Source organism: Streptomyces sp. ATCC 21386, from assembly GCF_018728545.1.
Taxonomy (GTDB): domain Bacteria; phylum Actinomycetota; class Actinomycetes; order Streptomycetales; family Streptomycetaceae; genus Streptomyces.
On the sequence record NZ_JAAVVL010000001.1, the window covers coordinates 5,278,726 to 5,295,473 of the forward strand.

At 71.6% G+C, this 16,748-nt stretch carries 18 protein-coding genes; 7 read left to right on the forward strand and 11 right to left on the reverse strand.

The window, feature by feature from the left end; all coding sequences use genetic code 11:
• Positions 1-17: 17 nt before the first annotated feature.
• The 7 genes from GWK25_RS22480 to GWK25_RS22510 all read right to left on the reverse strand — a co-directional run bounded on the left by GWK25_RS22480 (position 18) and on the right by GWK25_RS22510 (position 6,495).
• The gene (locus tag GWK25_RS22480; RefSeq protein ID WP_215452399.1) at positions 18-458 is read right to left on the reverse strand and encodes an Rrf2 family transcriptional regulator; all 441 of its coding nucleotides are present in this window, start codon (positions 456-458) and stop codon (positions 18-20) included.
• 80 nt (positions 459-538) lie between these two features.
• Positions 539-1,531, reverse strand: a complete 993-nt coding sequence (locus tag GWK25_RS22485; protein ID WP_215452400.1) for a BtrH N-terminal domain-containing protein — start codon at positions 1,529-1,531, stop codon at positions 539-541.
• Between the two features lie 94 nt (positions 1,532-1,625).
• Positions 1,626-2,645, reverse strand: a complete 1,020-nt coding sequence (locus tag GWK25_RS22490) for a hypothetical protein (protein ID WP_251828982.1) — start codon at positions 2,643-2,645, stop codon at positions 1,626-1,628.
• The gene (locus tag GWK25_RS22495) at positions 2,645-3,334 is read right to left on the reverse strand and encodes a nucleoside deaminase (protein ID WP_251828983.1); all 690 of its coding nucleotides are present in this window, start codon (positions 3,332-3,334) and stop codon (positions 2,645-2,647) included. Before GWK25_RS22495 ends, GWK25_RS22490 begins: the two co-directional genes overlap by 1 nt.
• 93 nt (positions 3,335-3,427) lie before the next feature.
• Positions 3,428-4,294, reverse strand: a complete 867-nt coding sequence (locus GWK25_RS22500; RefSeq protein WP_215452401.1) for an SDR family oxidoreductase — start codon at positions 4,292-4,294, stop codon at positions 3,428-3,430.
• A gap of 40 nt (positions 4,295-4,334) precedes the next feature.
• Positions 4,335-5,966, reverse strand: coding sequence for an NAD(P)/FAD-dependent oxidoreductase (locus GWK25_RS22505; RefSeq protein ID WP_215452402.1), 1,632 nt, complete (start codon positions 5,964-5,966; stop codon positions 4,335-4,337).
• On the reverse strand, positions 5,959-6,495 hold the full coding sequence (locus GWK25_RS22510) for an SRPBCC family protein (RefSeq protein WP_215452404.1): 537 nt from the start codon (positions 6,493-6,495) through the stop codon (positions 5,959-5,961). Before GWK25_RS22510 ends, GWK25_RS22505 begins: the two co-directional genes overlap by 8 nt.
• 226 nt (positions 6,496-6,721) lie before the next feature.
• Here GWK25_RS22510 and GWK25_RS22515 point away from each other — a divergent pair, with 226 nt between their 5' ends.
• From GWK25_RS22515 to GWK25_RS22530, 4 genes are all read left to right on the forward strand, one after another.
• On the forward strand, positions 6,722-8,167 hold the full coding sequence (locus GWK25_RS22515; protein ID WP_215452407.1) for a DUF4157 domain-containing protein: 1,446 nt from the start codon (positions 6,722-6,724) through the stop codon (positions 8,165-8,167).
• A gap of 85 nt (positions 8,168-8,252) precedes the next feature.
• Positions 8,253-9,146, forward strand: a complete 894-nt coding sequence (locus tag GWK25_RS22520) for an amidohydrolase family protein (protein ID WP_215452410.1) — start codon at positions 8,253-8,255, stop codon at positions 9,144-9,146.
• Between the two features lie 63 nt (positions 9,147-9,209).
• Complete coding sequence (locus GWK25_RS22525) at positions 9,210-9,515, forward strand: helix-turn-helix transcriptional regulator (RefSeq protein WP_215452411.1); 306 nt, start codon at positions 9,210-9,212, stop codon at positions 9,513-9,515.
• Complete coding sequence (locus tag GWK25_RS22530) at positions 9,512-9,904, forward strand: VOC family protein (protein ID WP_215452412.1); 393 nt, start codon at positions 9,512-9,514, stop codon at positions 9,902-9,904. Before GWK25_RS22525 ends, GWK25_RS22530 begins: the two co-directional genes overlap by 4 nt.
• 106 nt (positions 9,905-10,010) lie before the next feature.
• Here the strand turns inward: GWK25_RS22530 and GWK25_RS22535 are convergent, their stop codons facing one another.
• Entirely contained in the window at positions 10,011-11,501 is a 1,491-nt protein-coding gene (locus tag GWK25_RS22535; protein ID WP_308404289.1) for a cellulase family glycosylhydrolase, read from the reverse strand.
• Complete coding sequence (locus GWK25_RS44315; RefSeq protein ID WP_286014541.1) at positions 11,498-11,647, reverse strand: hypothetical protein; 150 nt, start codon at positions 11,645-11,647, stop codon at positions 11,498-11,500. The genes GWK25_RS22535 and GWK25_RS44315 overlap by 4 nt, the downstream gene beginning before the upstream one ends.
• A 212-nt stretch (positions 11,648-11,859) precedes the next feature.
• Here GWK25_RS44315 and GWK25_RS22540 point away from each other — a divergent pair, with 212 nt between their 5' ends.
• Positions 11,860-12,963 carry a LacI family DNA-binding transcriptional regulator gene (locus tag GWK25_RS22540; RefSeq protein ID WP_215452414.1) on the forward strand — a complete coding sequence of 368 codons (1,104 nt, stop codon included), beginning with the start codon at positions 11,860-11,862 and terminating at the stop codon, positions 12,961-12,963.
• A gap of 80 nt (positions 12,964-13,043) precedes the next feature.
• Positions 13,044-14,561, forward strand: coding sequence for a glycoside hydrolase family 43 protein (locus tag GWK25_RS22545; RefSeq protein ID WP_251830080.1), 1,518 nt, complete (start codon positions 13,044-13,046; stop codon positions 14,559-14,561).
• Here the strand turns inward: GWK25_RS22545 and GWK25_RS22550 are convergent.
• Positions 14,540-14,695: a hypothetical protein gene (locus GWK25_RS22550; protein ID WP_251828984.1), complete on the reverse strand. Its 156-nt coding sequence runs from the start codon at positions 14,693-14,695 to the stop codon at positions 14,540-14,542. The genes GWK25_RS22545 and GWK25_RS22550 overlap by 22 nt on opposite strands.
• 112 nt (positions 14,696-14,807) lie before the next feature.
• Positions 14,808-15,329: a hypothetical protein gene (locus tag GWK25_RS22555; protein WP_215452417.1), complete on the reverse strand. Its 522-nt coding sequence runs from the start codon at positions 15,327-15,329 to the stop codon at positions 14,808-14,810.
• Between the two features lie 122 nt (positions 15,330-15,451).
• On the opposite strand from GWK25_RS22555, the gene GWK25_RS22560 reads away from it, so the two are divergent.
• Positions 15,452-16,693, forward strand: a complete 1,242-nt coding sequence (locus tag GWK25_RS22560; protein WP_251828985.1) for a serine hydrolase — start codon at positions 15,452-15,454, stop codon at positions 16,691-16,693.
• Positions 16,694-16,748 lie beyond the last annotated feature (55 nt).

A 16,748-nucleotide genomic window follows, 5' to 3' on the forward strand; every position in this document is an offset into this window, starting at 1 on the left:
CGTGAGTCGCGGAACGGTCAGCCCGGGGGAGCGCCGAGGGCCAGCAGGACCGGCCCTGTCGGTGACGTCACCAGATCGGCCACGGTCACACCGTTCAGCGAGGCGTAGAAGGCGTCCTGAGCCTGTCGCAGCGCTCGCCGCAGCCGGCAGGCGCCCGCGAGCGGGCAAGGAGTGTCGCCCTCGCACACCACGGCTTCCCGGTCGCCCTCCAGCGTCCTGACCAGATCCCCCACGTGGGTGCTCCGGCCCGCCTCGGTGAGTGTCAGCCCGCCGTTGCGGCCGCGTCGCGCCTCGATCACCCCCAGGTGCTGCAACTGTGCGATGGCCTTCGCCATGTGCGTGTAGGGGACGTTCATGGAGTCGGCGATCTGTCGCGTGGTCAGCAACTCCTCGCTCTCCACGACGGCCAGGCGCATCACCGCCCGGAGTGCGAGATCCGTGTATCTGGTCAGCCTCACGGCAGCAGCCTAGCAATCTTGCATCCAAGATGCTTATTAAAAGGGGGAGCTGGGGGAGTGGCATACGTCTCGTCGGACGCCTACGCCTGAAGGCGGCTCAGCTCCCGCATGGCCTCATGCTCCACCCGTGCGAGTTCACCGAGCACCGTGCCAGCCTGTCGCAGGTGCTCCTCCTCGCCCGACGCACCGGCCTTCTCGATCAGCGCCGCCACTTCGGTCCACAGGGTGGCCGCCTCGGCGTACAAAGCGTGGCCGGTGCGGACATGGTCGCTGTCGATCAGCTCGGCGCACTCGGCGAGGAAGTCACGATAGAGATTGCGGAACAGGGCGCCGCCGGTGCCCGCCCTCTCCATCAGCAGTGCGGTCTGCGGCAGGTCCCGTCGCGGATCGCCGGTGCGCCGCATCCATGTCGGTACGAGCCTGCCGGCCTTCTCGATGCCCCGGTGCCCCAGGTTGGCGATGGGCGGGTGGAGGAAGGCGTCGGCGCAGGCGCTGATGGCCGGGGCGATCCGGTCCGCCGGGCCGGGTGTGCCTCCTGCGGGGACGGTGAGCGTGAACGAGCGGTGCCTGGCGCTCATCGGGCCACGCGCGGCCCGGGCCTCGGCGAGGCTCGTCAGGCTGGTGGACACCGCCCCGCCCTGCTGCTCGGTGTCCACCAGCCGGGCGTCGCGGTCGTCGTAGCCGTACAGGGCCACTACGTGGCCGGCGAAGTGCACCTTCGAGGAGAAGTACGGCAAGTGGTAGCTGTCGAGCTGGAGTCCGACCGGGTGACCGGCGTCCAGGGGGGCCTTCACGTTCTCCCACGCCCTGCGGGGTGAGCCGGTCTCCTGGACGACCAGTTCCAGGCCGAGCGCGGCGGCCAGGTTCCTGGTGAGTTCGAACGGCTTGACACGCCCGCCAAGGAACGGGAAGTCCATGTTCTTGCTGTCCCAGTAGATGAAGGACAGCCCGGAGCCGAGGCCGAAGAGCATGGGCTCGGACAGATCGAGCCCTTGGTGCCGCAGCAGCACCCCTAGGGTCGTCGTCTCGCAGTGGTGTGTGTCGCGGACCTCGATGCCTTCCACTGTCGTCATGCGGGCCATCATGGCGGACGCTCGCACCATGGCAGGGCCCGACGGTTCCCTCGGCCCGGAGGTCGCCCCGGTTCCTCCGGGCGCGATCCGCCGGCTACTCGGTGGGCTCCGCCAGCCGCTCCACCTCCGAGGCGGCTTCGCGCGCCGTCCGTTCGGCCCGGGCGAGGGCGTCAGCGGCCTCCTCCCGCTGTTTCTCCGCCGCCCGTTGCTGCCGTTCGGCCCGCTTGAGGTCCGCACGTGCCTCCCGCACCCGCTGATCGGCGGCCCGAGCCTCCTCACGCGCCCGGCGCAGGTGCTCGCGCTTCTCCTGCCGCTCACGTCTTTCCTGGGCGAGCCGCTCTCGCCTCTCTGCGGCGAGCTGCTCCCGTTTCTCCCGGGCGAGCTGCTCCTGTTCCTCCTGGGCGAGCCGTTTCCGTTCTTCCCGGGCGAGTTGCTCCTGCTTCCGGCGGCGCCGTTCGGCCACCTCGTCCCGCGCGTGCTGGCGGGCGGCAGGCCCCTTGGCCGCCGCTCCGGCCGGACCTCGGCGTCGATCGGTCCGCACGACCGTGGGGTCGGGAAAGTCCGACGGAGGGGTGAGGGCGCTCTCCAGGCGGCCGGTGGCCCACCGGTCGGCCGCGTCCTGGTCGGCGAGCACGGCCCGCAGGGTGGCCTCGACGTCTCGCAGGACCGGGTCCGACAGCCGGTGACCCGCCTCGGCGGCGAGCCCGGCGGCCTGCCGGGACATCGCGGAGACGACGCTGCGGCGCTGCTCGGTCAGTTCCTTCACCCCCTCGGCGTCCAGACTCCGGTAGGCGTCGCGCAGCGCGCGCCCGAGGTCCAGGAACGTCCGGCTCTCCTCCGGCCGGGAGCGCAGCAGCAGGTTCGCCGCCCAGGCCGCGAGGGAGGGGCGCCGGGCGGCACGGATCCGACGGGCGTCCGCCGTGCGGCCGGCCGCTCTTGCCTCGCCGGCCAGACCCTCGCGGCGGGAGACGAACGCAGGGGGCGGCGTGACATAGAGCTCGTCGAGCGCCGTTCCCACGGCGTCGCCGTCGCCGCCGCTCTCTTCGGTGTTGCCGCCGCTCTCTTCGGGTTTGTCGTCTCGGCCGTCTTGTCCACCTCTGCGGCGCGCGCTCATCAGGTCCGCCCGGACCGGTCCGCGGCGGGGGCAGTGCCGAACCGGGCCGTGTCGACGCCGCCCTGCCGCAGCAGCTGGGCCTCCCGGAAGAGGTCGTCGGTCCGGTCGGACAGGACACCGCCGAGAAGCAGCTCGGGCGTGTAGAAGGACCGCGCGGCGGCAGCCACCTGTCGTGCGGACAGGTCGATCTGGATGATGCCGGTGCGGCGGATCCCGTCGATCGAGGTGGCCCAGACGACACGCCGCACGTCCGCCCACGCCAGCGCGCTCATACACATCGAGCAGGGCTCGCCCGTCGTGTAGAGGGTGGTGTCGCCCCAGCCCTGGTTGCCCTGCCGCCGTACGTAGTCGTTCATGGCGACCACCTCGCCGTGCAGCAACGGGCTGTCCGCCCCTTCGTTGACCCCGCTCCCCAGCACCTCGCCGGTACGGCTGTCGACGATCACCGCGCCGAACGGCCATTCCGGGTTCCGCCGTGCCTGCTCGATGGCCAGTTCCATGAATCGCTCGTGCTCGGTGCGAGTGCGAGTGCGAGTCTGGGGCTCCGGTTGGGCCTGGGTCTGGGTCTGGGAGTCGAGCGGCTGGGCGTGGCTCTCACGGAGCGCGGGCCGGGGGAGGGCGACGGGCGCCGCGGCTCCCGTCAGCACGGCTCCCCACCTGCCGAGAAACTGCCGCCTGCCCGCATCCATCCGTCTCTCCTCACGTCGCGCTGACGATTCCGGAGAGTATCGGTTCGGATCTGCTGTGTAGTTGATGCAGGGGGGTGGCCGAGGGCCGTGCCGTCAGGACGTCGCGTCGGAGCGGCCCCCGGGACCCAGGAGGCCCGTAGGACGGAGTGGGGTCTCGGATTCGAGGCGGGGGAGGTTGCGGCGGGTCGCGCGGAGGACCAGGGGTGGGATCGCGGCTCGGGTGAGCTGGGCCAGGCGGAGCCAGCGGGGGATGTAGACGGCGGTCCGGCGCTGTTCGACAGCGTGTACCAGGCGCGCGACGACGGTCTCGACGGTCTGGACGTGCCTGGCCGGCGGCGGCATGTGCGCCCGCAGTTCCCGCACGGCCGGGTACCGGTCGGCGTCCCGGATCAGCTCGGTGTCGGTCCAGCCGAGGTAGGCGATGCCCACGGCGACACCGTGGTGTGCAGTCTCGGCGCGCAGGGTGTGGGTGAACGCCTCGACCCCGGACTTGGAGGCGCAGTACGCGCTCATCATGGGCGCGGCGCCGATGGAGGCCAGGGAGGCGATCTGCAGGTGGTACCCGGCGGTCCGTACCAGGTCCGGCAGGAACGCGCGGGCCGTCTCGGCGCTGCCGATCAGGTTGACGTCGATCACCCGGCGCCAGGTGCCGGGGTCCGACCGGGCGAAAGGGCCGCCTTCGGCGATGCCCGCGTTGGCCACGACGACCGAGGGCGGGCCGAGGCGTCCGCGGATGGTCTCGGCGGCGTCGTCGAGGGCAGCACGGTCGGTGACGTCGACCCGCAGGGCCAGCGTCGTGCCGGGCAGGACGGCGGCGGTCGCCCGCAGCGCCGGCTCGTCGTGGTCGAGGAGGGCCAGGCGGGCGCCCCGCCGGGCGAGCCGGTGGGCCAGCGCCGCTCCGATGCCGCGTGCGGCCCCGGTCACCACGACGGTGCGGTCCTTGAGCGGACTGTCGGCCATGGAACCCTCCCTTCTGTCTTCCTCGTGCGGAGAGACCCGTTCAGCGGTCGGGGCCGGGTTTTCGGCCGGTGCGGTCCCGGTGGGCGAGGACGCGTTGGGCGCGGGTCAGGCCGGGCAGCCGATGCCGGCGCAGGGCCGCGCGGGCGGCGTTGGCGCCCGGGGCGCCGTGGACCCCGCCGCCCGGGTGGGCGGAGGCGGAGGCGAGGTAGAGCCCGTCGACGGGCGTCTCGGGACGGCCGGTGCCGGGTGCGGGGCGGAAGACGAGCTGCTGGTGCAGGGCGGCGGTGCCGCCGTTCAGGGCCCCGCCGTGCAGGTTGCGGTCCAGGGACTGGAGGGTGGGCGGGGCCAGCACCCGCCGGGCGCGGACGCGGGAGCGGAAGCCGGGCGCGAACCGCTCGACCTGACGTTCGATGCGATCGGCCATCAGCTCCTGCTCCGTACGGCTCCACGTGCCGGTCAGGCCCTCGTCGCCCGCGTCGGACTTGATGACGTGCGGCACATGGGTGTAGGCCCAGGCGGCCTCGGTGCCCCGGGCCGAGCGGGACGGGTCCGCGGTGGTCATCTGTCCGAACAGGGCGAAGGGACGGTCGGGTATCTGGCCCATGGCGATCTGGGCGGCGCAGCGGGTGAGTTCGTCGACCCCGTCGGCCAGGTGGACGGTCCCGGCCCTCGCCGCCGCCTCGGCCCGCCAGGGCACGGGCCCGTCACAGGCCCAGTCGACCTTGAACGTGGCGAAGTCCCACTGGAAGCGCCTGAGATCGACCAGCACCTGGGAGGGCAGGTGTTCCGGGCCCACGAGTTCGCCGTAGAGGGCAGGTGCGGACACGTCCGCCAGGACGGCGTTGCGTGCGCCGACCGTCTCTCCCTCGGCGGTGAGCACCCCGGCGGCCCGTCCGTCACGCACCAGGACCTCCCGGACGCGCTGCCCGCAGCGGACGCCGCCGCCGCGCGCTCGCAGCCTGGCGACGAGGGCCGCCGTCAGGGCTCCGGCGCCGCCGGCCGGCACCGGGAAGCCGTACGTCTGTCCGAGCATGCACAGCAGCCACCCGTAGCCGCCGCTGCCCGCGGCCTCCGGTGCGAGGTCGGCGTGCTGGGCGTTCCCGGCCAGCAGGAGTCTGCCGCCCTCCCCCCGGAACTCCTCCTCGCCCATGCGGCGCACCGGTGTCGCCAGGGTGCGGGCCATCCGCAGGCCCCCGGCCGCCCGCAGCCTGACAGCGAGGCGGGCCGCGGCGCGCAACGGCGGGAAGGGGGTGAACAGGGCGTCCACGATGTCGGGGCCGAGGCGTTCCCAGGTCGCGTGCAGACGTTTCCAGGCGTCTCCGTCGCCGGGGTGGAAGGCGTCGAGAGAGGCGGCGGTGACGTCGATGTCGCGGGAGAGCACCGCGCACCTGTCGTCGGTGAGGGGGTGGGCCAGGACGTGCGGGGCGTGGCTCCAGCGCAGCCCGTGCTCGTGGAGACGCAGACGCGCGAGGACCGGTGACGCGGCGGCCAGGGGATAGAAGGAACTGAAGAGGTCGTTGACGAAGTCGGGGTCGACCTCCCGGTCGTGGCGCACCGCGCCGCCTGGCTCGGGCTGTTCCTCCAGGACTTCGACGCTCCATCCGGCGTCCGCCAGCAGATTGGCGGCCACCAGCCCGTTGGGACCGGACCCGATGACGACGGCGTCAGGCATGGCCGTCGGCGCTGCCGTGCGCCGCCGCCCCGCGCAGCCCACGCGCCCTCGCGGGCCGTTGCGTCCCGGCGTCATCCGGGGCCTGCGGCTCGGGCGCGCCCTGCGCCTCGCAGAGCCGGGCGAGCCGGGCGAGCATCGCGCGGTGCCGCAGCTGGATCAGCGCTTCCGCGCCCACGTTGTGGAGCTTTCCGCCCAGGCCCTGCAGAGGGTGCTCGTCGGCGATCACCAGGCAGTACCGCCCCCAGGGGCGCAGTTCGAGGGAGATGCGCGCCGTCCCCAGCACGCCTGCCCGGGCCTCCAGGCCCAGCGCGGAGCCCTCCTCGCAGGAGCGGACGACCGTCTCGTTGCCGAGCCGCACGGGGCCCACCCGGATTTCGTAGGCGAGCGCCGAGCCGACCTGCGGCCACTGCCCCCGCACCGGCTCGGTGTCCGAGGTCCCCACCACCCACTCCCCGTACCGGCTGCCGTCCGCGAGGACGTCCCACACAGCCCGCGGGCTCACCTTGATCAGACGATGCCGTACCGCCATCGCGCACCTCCAGCCGTGTCCCGCCTCGGTCGACGGCCGAGTGCCCGGCCCGGGCGGAACCACACCAGACACGCGCACCGCGCGATGTCCGCTGTCCCATGGGCCGCCGACCGCGTCCGATGGTTGCCCGATCGGATGCCGAGGTCTGCCCCTATGGACCTCGTCGAACAGGGCGGCGCCGGTGTAGCAAGGAATTTCACGCGTTGGTCACGGGAGAGGGCTGTCAGTGCGGACACGCAGGAGCGACAAGGCAGGCGACGACAGGAAGGAGAACCGGGGCCCGGCCGTGACAGCGGCGTCACCCGCGCGGCAGCACCCGGATCTGTCGTCGCCGCAGGGACTGCTCGCACTGCAGAACGCCACCGGCAACGCCGCGGTCGTCCAGCTGCTCCGCCGGGCCGGTCATTCCTGGGCCCAGGAGGAGCACCGGCACAGTGCCGACTGCGGGCACCGGGGTGCCGCCGAGCCCACCGTGCAGCGTTCGGCCGTCCACGACGTCCTGCGCGCGCCCGGCCAGCCCCTGGACGATGCCACCCGTACGGACATGGAGGCGCGGCTCGGTGCCGACTTCTCGGACGTCCGCATCCACGACGACAGCGCGGCGAGGGCGTCCGCCGCCGAGGTCGGCGCCCGCGCCTACACCTCCGGCAGCCATGTGGTCATCGGGGACGGCGGAGCCGACAAGCACACGCTCGCCCATGAGCTCACCCATGTCATCCAGCAGCGCCAGGGACCGGTCGCCGGCACTGACAACGGCGGCGGGCTGAAGGTCTCCGACCCGTCCGACCGGTTCGAACAGGCCGCCGAGGCCAACGCGCGCCGGGTGATGTCAGGCCCCGCGAGGCCCGAGGTGCAGCGGGCGGCCGACCCGGGGCGGGTCTCGGCGGATTCCGCGCGTGGGCTTCATTCCGCGCCGGCGGTCCAGCGGACCCTCGGCGATCCGCAGGAAATGCTCCAGGAGAAATACTGGAAGGACAAGATGACCGCCGCCGGTCATCCGCTCCTTCCGCCCAAGACGAAGAAGAAGGGGAAGGCAGGGGCCGCCCCGAAGCGGAAGCTGGAGGACATTCTCCACACCGTCGGACCCCAGCTCCTGGCGCAACTGGCCGACCTGGGCGACAAGGGCAAGGGGCGTCTGAAGCTGTACCGGACCATGTTCGTGAGCGAGGCCGTCCAGATCATGGAATGGAAGGGAAAGGCCACCGCCACCGAGGACTGGCTGAAGACCGAGAGCAAGGACGGCGAGGGGATCGCGAAGCGTTTCCGTGCGGCGGTGGCGGACGGCGCCGGCGACGTCGGAGTCATGCCCGTCAGCAACCACCTCGGTGACTCAGGTCAGGCTGCCGAGTACTTCCACGACGAGGACACGCAGGTGATGGTCGAGTTCACGCTCAAGGAGGGCGCGCACGAACTCCTCTTCCATCCGGAGTACATGGCGATCTCCGGAGACAAGGGAACTCCCTATCACATCAGGAAGACCCGCGAGGAGGAAACGGGAAGCACCTTCCCGACGGCCGCGGGCGGCGAGGGAAAACTCCCCGGATTCATCGGGCTCAAGCCCGAGGCGAAGGAGCCGTTCAGCCTCTCCCTCGGAGACAGTGACATCACGCGTCTGCTCTTCCAGTTGTTCGTGGAGGACGTCAGGCCGGTGAAGGGCGAGAAGAACGTGTAGGCCCCGGAGCATCCGTGAGGGGATCCTGAACGTCCCGGGCGAGGGGGGTGGACCCGCCGCCTCGGCGGAGCCGATCATGGGCCTCATGAGTGACATGCCCGTGGGGGAGGAAGCCGCCGAGGTCCGCTGTTTCTGGGAGGCGCTCGCCCTGCCCGGACTGGTCGACGTCCATACGCACTTCATGCCCGAACGGGTCCTGCGCAAGGTGTGGGAGTACTTCGACGGGCTCGGACCCCTGACCGGCGGGATGGAGTGGCCGATCACCTATCGGCACGAGGAGGCCGAACGGGCCTCCCTGCTGCGGGAGTTCGGGGTCCGGGCCTTCACGGCGATGCTGTATCCGCACAAGCCGAGCATGGCCCGGTGGCTCAACGGCTGGGCGGCCGACTTCGCCCGCCGCACCCCCGACTGCCTGCACACCGCGACCCTCTATCCGGAGCCGGGCGCCGAGGCGTACGTCCGCGAGGCCGTCGAGGCGGGCGCGCGTGTCTTCAAGGCGCATGTGCAGGTGGGCGCCTACGACCCCGCCGACGAACTCCTCGATCCCGTCTGGGGTCTGCTGGCCGAGGCCGGGGTCCCCGTGGTGATCCACTGCGGGTCCGGACCCGCGCCGGGCAAGCACACCGGCCCCGAGCCGATCGCCCGGGTGCTGGCGCGGCATCCTCGGCTGCGGCTGATCGTCGCCCACATGGGGATGCCCGAGTACGAGGAGTTCTTCGGGCTCGCCGAGCGGTACGGGGAGGTGCGGCTGGACACCACGATGGCGTTCACCGACTTCAGTGAGGGGTTCATGCCGTTCCCCCGTCGCGCCCTGCCCCGGCTGGCGGACCTCGGTGACCGTGTCCTGCTCGGCTCCGACTTCCCGAACCTCCCCTATCCGTACGTGCACCAGCTCCACGCCCTGGAGCGGCTGGGCCTCGGCGAGGAGTGGCTGCGGGCGGTGTGCCACGACAACGCGGCGAGGCTGTTCGCGCTGTAGGGCTCAGGGCACGTGTCGCCCAGTCACTTGATAGGCAAGTGGAGACTTGCCTATGCTGGGGGTGTGGCCGACGATCTGTTCAAAGCCCTGGCCGACCCCACGCGCCGGGTCATCCTCGACGAGCTCACCGAGAAGTCCGGGCAGACTCTGTTCGAGATCTGTTCCCGACTGAGCATGAAGCACCAGCTCGGGATCTCGCGCCAAGGGGTCTCCCAGCACCTCGCCGTGCTGGAGTCCGCGGGGCTCGTCGAGACCAGACGCGAGGGCCGCTACAAGTTCCACGACCTCAACACGGCCCCACTGCGGCGGATAGCCGAGCGGTGGCACATGACCGACACCCCCGCACCGCAGCAGGAGAGCACCCCATGAAGATCCATCTGACCAGTGTCTTCGTCGACGACCAGGCCGAGGCCGAGCGGTTCTACACCGAGATCCTGGGCTTCGTGAAGAAGCACGACGTCCCGGTGGGCGAGAAGCACCGGTGGCTGACCGTCGTCTCGCCCGACGAGCCCCACGGCACCGAACTGCTCCTGGAGCCCGCCGGTCATCCGGCCGCCAAGACCTACCGCGACGCGCTCGTCGAGGACGGCATCCCGCTGGCCCAGTTCGCCGTCGACGACGTGCGCGCGGAGTACGAGCGCCTGCGCGGCCTCGGTGTGCGCTTCGTCCAGGAGCCCGTGGAGATGGGCCCCGTCACCACCGCCGTCTTCGACGACACCTGCGGCAACCTGATCCAGATCGCGACGGAGCCGCAGTAGGGGCGTAGGGGCACCGCTCGCCAGGCTGGGCGGACCGCGCGGCCCGGCGGGTGGAGTTCACCGGCCGGACGAGCCCGGCGGCACGACCCTCCGCCGGTCGGCGGACTCAGGCGGGCGAACCGGTCACGGTGCCGCCCGACTTGGTGACGTGGTACGTCGCCCTGGCACCGCTCCAGAAGTGGAAGGTGAGCGTCACCCGCGCACCCTCCCGCAGGGAGGTGACGAACTCGGAGGTCAACTTGATGGAGTCGTCGGTGTAGGCCGAGAACGCGGTGTCCCACTGCTGGTACGGAGTCCAGCTCGCCGGGCCCGCGTCGCCCCCGTCGTCGTACCGGGCCTCCATGGTGGCGAGCCGGTCGCCCCGGAACCGGGTCGGGACGGACAGACCGCTGCCGCTCCCCGAGGCCGCCGAGAGCTCCGGGCTGTCGGCGGTGATCACATCGATCCGCCAGGGCACGCCCCGGGAGAACCGCGCCTCCAGCGTCGCGTTGACCCCGTACGCCCGATCGCCCGCCAGTTCCGTCAGGGCGGTCGCCGTCAGCGTGAGTCGGTTGCCGGAGAGGGTGTAGTCGCGGCCCTGGAGGAGGTTGCGGGAACCGTGCCGCAGGCCCTGGAAGTCGGTTCCGTTCGGGTTCAGGGTGAGCTCCCGGGCGGTGACGGCACCCGACCGCGGGAGGAACACCTCGTCGCTGGAGGCGGCGCCGGAACGGGTGGTCCAGCTCGATCTGATCTGCCGGAACAGTTCCGAGTCGCGCCACTGGAGGGTGTTGCGGTTCAGGAACTGACCGGCGTCCCACAACATGGTGGTGAAACCCTTGCGGCGGGCGTAGTCGCCCAGGAACTCGAAGTACTTGCGCTGCTCACCCCGTTGGATGATCCCGGGGCGGTTGTGGTCGTAGGCCAGCAGGGCGTACTCGCCGATGACGACGGGGATGCCGCGTGCCGTGAACGTGGTGTGCACACGGTCGAAGGTGGCGGTGAGGTCCTGCTCCGAGGTGGCGTCGAACCGGGTGTATCCGGCGATGTTCACACTGAACGGCCACCAGCCGTAGAAATGGACCGTCGTGGCCACCATGGGGTCGCGCAGCTCCGCCAGTTCGGCGGCCAGCGCGTCGAGGCGGCCCTGATCGGCGTTGGTGTACAGGGTGGGCAGCACCAGCAGCCGGTTCGCGTTGCCGCCGCCGGAGTCACGGACGATCCGGTGGAAGACCCTGTTGAGCTCGGCCAGCAACCGGTAGTTCTCGTCGTCACCGGAAGTGCCGGTGAACGTGGGCTCGTTGATGCTCTCCAGCGCGAGCCGGGGCGACCGGTCGCGGAACTCCGCCGCTATCTGGGTCCAGGTGGCGCGGTACCGGGCGAGGACGGCGTCGTGGTCCGTGGGGAGGGTGTTGACCCACATCCAGGAGTCGTGGTGCATGTTCAGCAGCACGTACAGGTTCTCGTCCAGCGCGAGATCGACGACCTGGCGCACCTTCGCCATCCAGGCCGGGTCGACCGTGTACCCGGGGGCCGCGCCCTGGTGGATGCCCCAGGTGACGGGCAGGCGGATGCTCTTGAACCCCTGGGACCTGACCTTCTGGAAGAGGGCCCGGGTCACCGGGGGCCCCAGGACGTCTCGTCGGGGATGGCGTCGTAGGTGTTGCCCAGGTTCCACCCGGGCTGCATGGCCGCCACCGCGCTGCGGGCGGCCGGTGAACCGGCCGGGGGGACGGGGGGATCGGCGGCCCGGGAGGTCGCGGGCATCAGCGGGAGCAGGACCAGCGCCAGGAGAAGCGCCGTCAGTCCGCTCGCGAGTCTTCTCGCATCACGTGCACCTTCCGAAGTGGGGGTGTGCGACGCGCGGGATCGGCCCGAGGCCGAGAGACACAGGAGAAAGAAACTTTCTCACTTGGCGGCGGAAAAATTAACATGAGGACGCTGTGGAGGCCACCGTCGCGGCGACAAGTGGTGCCAGAATGAACCGGGTGCGATCAGGAGACGGGCGGGCGACCTTGGCGGACCAGACGGCCGACGGGCCTGCGGACAGCAACGACGGACAGGGCGACACGTCCCGGCCGGTCACGATCGCGTTCATCGCAGAGTCGGCGGGAGTGTCGGTCCCCACCGTGTCCAAGGTGATCAACGGCAGGTCCGGCGTCTCCGCCGACACCCGCGCCCGCGTCGAGGAACTGGTCGACCGCTACGGCTACCGCAAGCCGACCGGCGCCCAGCGCAACAACGTCCTCGAGCTGGTGTTCCGCGAGTTGGAGCACCTCTGGGCGGCCGAGATCATCCGGGGTGTCGAGCGGGTGGCCCGCCGCCACCGCGTGGGCGTCATGGTGTCCGAATTCGGACTGCACGACTCGAACCCGCTCACCTGGGACGACACCGTCTCCCGGCGGCCCCACTGCGTCCTGTCCGTGGCCCAGCTGTCCGAGGCCGAGCGGGAGCAGCTCACGGCCAAGGGCATCCCGTTCGTCGTCTTCGACCCGGCCACGGAACTGCCCGACGACGTCCCGTTCGTGGGCGCCACCAACTGGTCCGGTGGCCGCGCCGCGACCCGCCACCTCACCGAACTCGGCCACCGCCGCGTCGCCATGATCGCCGGCCCGCCGGACCAGCTGTACTGCAGCGCCCGGTTGGACGGATACCGCTCCGCGATGGGGGCGGCCGGTCTGCCGGTCGACCCCGAACTCGTCGTGCACGCACCCCTCACCGGGGAGGACGGCCGGCGCGCCGCACGCGCCCTGCTGGCGCTGCCCGACCGTCCGACGGCGATCTTCACCACCAACGACCTCCAGGCGCTGGGCGTCTACCAGGCGGCACGCGAAGCCGGTCTGCGGATCCCCGACGACCTGAGCGTCGTCGGATTCGACGACCTGCCGGTCGTGGCGTGGGTCGACCCGCCCCTGACGACCGTTCACCAGCCCCTGACGGAGATGGCGGTGGCCGCGACCGAACTGGCGCTCACGCTCGGCCGGGGCGAGGCCGCCCCCCAGTCCGGGATGGAGATCGCGACGACCCTGACGGTCCGGTCCAGCACCGCCCCGCCGCCGGAAGCCGACCGGCCGGGCCGTTGACCGTCGGGACGATCGGTAACTAGCCTGCTGCAGAAACTTTCTACAAATTGATACGAGACTTTCGTACCTGCGAAAGGACCCTGAGGGTGACCAGCGTGTCCGAGACGGACCACACCGTCAGCAATCCGGTGATCCCCGGCTTCTACCCCGACCCCTCCGTCTGCCGGGCCGGCGACGACTACTACCTCGCGTGCTCCAGCTTCGAGTACTTCCCGGGCGTCCCCCTCTTCCACAGCCGGGACCTGGTGCACTGGACCCAGATCGGCAACGCCCTCGACCGCCCGAGCCAACTACGGCTGCCGCCGGACGCGGCCTCCTCCGGAGGGATCTACGCGCCCACCCTGCGCCACCACGACGGCCGTTTCTGGCTGATCGTCACCAACGTCAGCGGCGACGGCAATCTGCTGTTCACCGCCACCGACCCGGCCGGACCCTGGTCCGACCCGATCCGGCTGCCCGGGGTGCACGGCATCGACCCCGACCTCGCCTGGGACGACGACGGCACCTGCTGGTGCACCACCGCGGGAGTCGGACAGATCCGCCTCGACCCCCACACCGGCGAGACCTCCGGCACCCGCCGACAGCTGTGGTCCGGCGCACCCGGCGCCAAGGCCCCCGAAGCACCGCACCTCTACCACATCGGCGACCACTGGTACCTGCTCATCGCCGAGGGCGGCACCGAGCGGGGCCACGGCGTCTCGATCGCCCGGGGCACCAGTCCCACAGGCCCGTTCGAGCCCTGCCCGGACAACCCGATCCTCAGCCATCGCGGCACGGACCACCCCATCCAGAACACCGGCCACGCCGATCTCGTGCAGGGGCCCGACGGCTCATGGTGGATGGTGCTGCTCGGCGTACGTCCCGGTGGCGGCACCCCGGGCTGGCACGTACTCGGCCGCGAGACCTACCTCGCACCCGTCGAGTGGGCCGACGGCTGGCCCGTCGTCGGTGAACTGTCGACCGTGCTGCCCGCACCGCCCTGGCCCCTCGACCCGCCCGCCGTCGCCCCGGAGGTCCGGGACGACTTCGACGCCGCTGAACTGGCGCCGCACTGGATCTCGTTGCGCAGGCGTCCCCCCGAGGACGTCACCACCAAGGAACGGCCCGGTGCACTGACCCTGCGTGCCCGTGGAGGGTCACTCGACGACGCCGAGGTGACGTTCGTCGGACGCCGGCAGCAGCACGCGTCGTGCCGGGTGCGCACCCTGGTGGACGTGGCGGGCGGGCAGGGCGGCCTCGCCGTACGCCTCGACGAACGGCACCACTACTCCGTCGAGACGAGCGCGGGAGAGGTGCGGGTCCGCGCCCGTATCGGCCCGTTGAACACGGTCGTGGCCTCCCTGCCGGTGCAGGCAGGACCCGTGGTGCTCCGCGCCGAGACGGTCCCCGCGACGGTGAACGACCCGCGTACCGGGCCCGACCTCGTCTCGCTCGGCTTCGAGGAACCCGACGGCACCTACGTCGAACTTGCCTCGCTGGACGGCCGATACCTGTCCACGGAGGTCGCCGGAGGGTTCACCGGACGGGTGTTCGGCATGTTCGCCTCCGCGGCCTCCGCGCACTTCGACTGGTTCGACTACGAGCCGCTGGAGAGCTGAAGCGACGACCGCTGCCGCTGCCGCTGCCGCTGCCGCTGCGGATCCGGGTCCGGCACGGGTGCGGCCGCCACCAGACGGCGGGTGTACTCGTGCTCGGGCCGGTCGCACACCTCGACGCTGTTTCCCTCCTCCACGATCCTCCCGTGCTGCCGGACCGGGGTGCGGTCCGCGAACTCCTTGATCCGGCTCCGGCGGCCGCTTGGGGAGTGACGCCGGCGCGGTGCCGAGAGCCCGGCGAGGCGTTCATCAGGAGCGTGGCAGGTACAGGGGCGTCCCCGTCCGTTCGACCTCGACGTCGTCGGCGAAGGCCCCGGTCGCCGTCACACCACCGAAGAGCATGATGGCGACCGCCGCAGCCACCGCGAACGTCCTCCGGCGCGGCCGCACCCGCCTGGCACGCCCGCTCCGGAGGACGTCTTCCGCTCCCTCCCGGTGGCGCGGGTCCGGGTCGGCCGCGACCGTGCGAGAAGGCACAGCGGTCTCGGCGGGCGGCCCGCACGCGATGGCCACGCGCGCGTCCAGCCACGCCTCCGCCTCCTCCGCCCGCACCCCGCACGCCGCCACGAACGCCGCGACCAACTCCTCACGGGGCAGGCGGTCCCGGCCGAGCATGGTCGCCGCCGTGGAGTAGGGCAGGGTATGACCCGCTTCGGTCGCGCGGCGCTCCAGTTGGCGGTAGCTCAGGCCCGACCAGGCCTTGAGACGGCGGAGCGCCGCGACGAAGGCGGCCGCGTCGGTTTCCGGCGGTGCGGGCGGTGCTGTGGTCATCGTGGTTCCCCCTGGTCGACCTGGACGTACACGGGCTCGCACAAGCCCGAACACCATCATGGCTTGAGGAGCGGCGGTCATGACGGTCAACATCGGGACGGATTCCCGATGTTGGAGGTCATATGGGCACGACTCCGTCGCCCCTCAGCCACGACCACAAGCACAGTCCCGACCACAGCCATGGTCACGGTCACGGTCACAGCCATGGTCACGGCCCCCGCCGCCGTACGGCCATCGGCACCGCCTTCGCCGCTCTGCTGGCGATCGCCGGGTGCGCCGAGAAGCCCGGTGCCGAACGGTCGGAGGGGCGCGCCCCCGAGGCCCGGCACCGCGAAGCGGAGTCGGTCGCCGACTTCCTCCGCCGTACCCTGCCCGCCGGGCCCGGTGGCACCGTGATCGCCGCCCGCGGCGACCGGCTCGTGCACTGCGGCGGATTCGGGGCTGCGGACCGTGCCGCCGGCACTCCCGCGAGCTGCCGGACCGTGTACGACGTCATGTCGATCACCAAGCAGTTCACCGTGGCCGCGATCGTGAAACTGGAGGTGCGGGGCCGGCTCCGGGTGAGCGATCCGATCAGCCGGTTCCTCGGACGAGGGCGGGTCGTGCCTGAGGACAAGCGCGGCATCACCGTCGAGCACCTGCTGACGCACACCTCGGGCCTGGTCGAGGGGCTCGGCGACGACTACGACCCCGTGTCACGGGAGGAGTTGGTGCGTGGGGCCCTCTCGTCGCGGCTGCGGTCCGCCCCGGGAAAGGAATTCCACTACTCCAACACCGGTTACAGCCTGCTCGCGGCGATCGTCGAGGAGGCGTCCGGCGAGACGTACGAAGAGTTCCTGGCCCGGCACTTGTTCCAGCCGGCCGGGATGGAGCAGACCGGCTATGTGCTGCCCCGCTGGCCCAGGCACCTGGTCGCGGTGGAGTACGACAGCCGAGGGCGCGCCCAGGGGCGGCCCTTCGACCACCCCTGGGCCGCCGACGGACCGTACTGGAACCTGCGTGGCAACGGCGGCATGCTCTCCACCGCCCACGACATGTTCCGGTGGCACCGCGCGCTCCTGGGGGACGAGATCCTGCCGGCGCGGGCCAGGGACAAACTCTTCGAGCCCCGCTTCCCGGAACCAGGTTCGGAGAGCTCGTACGGATACGGCTGGAGCCTGCGCGACACCTCGGATGGCCGGCTCGCCTGGCACGACGGCGGCAACGACTGGTCCCTGGGGCTCCTGAGCCGGTCCCTGCGGGACGGCGTCCTCGTGTTCTGGATCAGCAACCATGCCTCCCGCGACGGGAAATGGAACCTGGAGGACCAGGCGCAGGCGCTGACACTGGGCATCGCGGACCGTGTACGCGCGGAGGGCGACTGACGCGCCCCGGGCGAGCCGCGTCAGCCGCCCTCCGCGTGGCGTCGCGGTGCTCAGG

Excerpts from the sequence above, each read along its gene's own strand:
- GWK25_RS22555 (WP_215452417.1), bottom strand. The coding sequence starts at position 15,329 with ATGACCACAGCACCGCCCGCACCGCCGGAAACCGACGCGGCCGCCTTC.
- GWK25_RS22485 (WP_215452400.1), bottom strand. The coding sequence starts at position 1,531 with ATGACGACAGTGGAAGGCATCGAGGTCCGCGACACACACCACTGCGAG.
- GWK25_RS44315 (WP_286014541.1), bottom strand. The coding sequence starts at position 11,647 with ATGCCCGCGACCTCCCGGGCCGCCGATCCCCCCGTCCCCCCGGCCGGT.
- GWK25_RS22520 (WP_215452410.1), top strand. The coding sequence starts at position 8,253 with ATGAGTGACATGCCCGTGGGGGAGGAAGCCGCCGAGGTCCGCTGTTTC.
- GWK25_RS22560 (WP_251828985.1), top strand. The coding sequence starts at position 15,452 with ATGGGCACGACTCCGTCGCCCCTCAGCCACGACCACAAGCACAGTCCC.
- GWK25_RS22505 (WP_215452402.1), bottom strand. The coding sequence starts at position 5,966 with ATGCCTGACGCCGTCGTCATCGGGTCCGGTCCCAACGGGCTGGTGGCC.
- GWK25_RS22495 (WP_251828983.1), bottom strand. The coding sequence starts at position 3,334 with ATGGATGCGGGCAGGCGGCAGTTTCTCGGCAGGTGGGGAGCCGTGCTG.
- GWK25_RS22540 (WP_215452414.1), top strand. The coding sequence starts at position 11,860 with ATGAACCGGGTGCGATCAGGAGACGGGCGGGCGACCTTGGCGGACCAG.
- GWK25_RS22490 (WP_251828982.1), bottom strand. The coding sequence starts at position 2,645 with ATGAGCGCGCGCCGCAGAGGTGGACAAGACGGCCGAGACGACAAACCC.
- GWK25_RS22530 (WP_215452412.1), top strand. The coding sequence starts at position 9,512 with ATGAAGATCCATCTGACCAGTGTCTTCGTCGACGACCAGGCCGAGGCC.
- GWK25_RS22500 (WP_215452401.1), bottom strand. The coding sequence starts at position 4,294 with ATGGCCGACAGTCCGCTCAAGGACCGCACCGTCGTGGTGACCGGGGCC.
- GWK25_RS22510 (WP_215452404.1), bottom strand. The coding sequence starts at position 6,495 with ATGGCGGTACGGCATCGTCTGATCAAGGTGAGCCCGCGGGCTGTGTGG.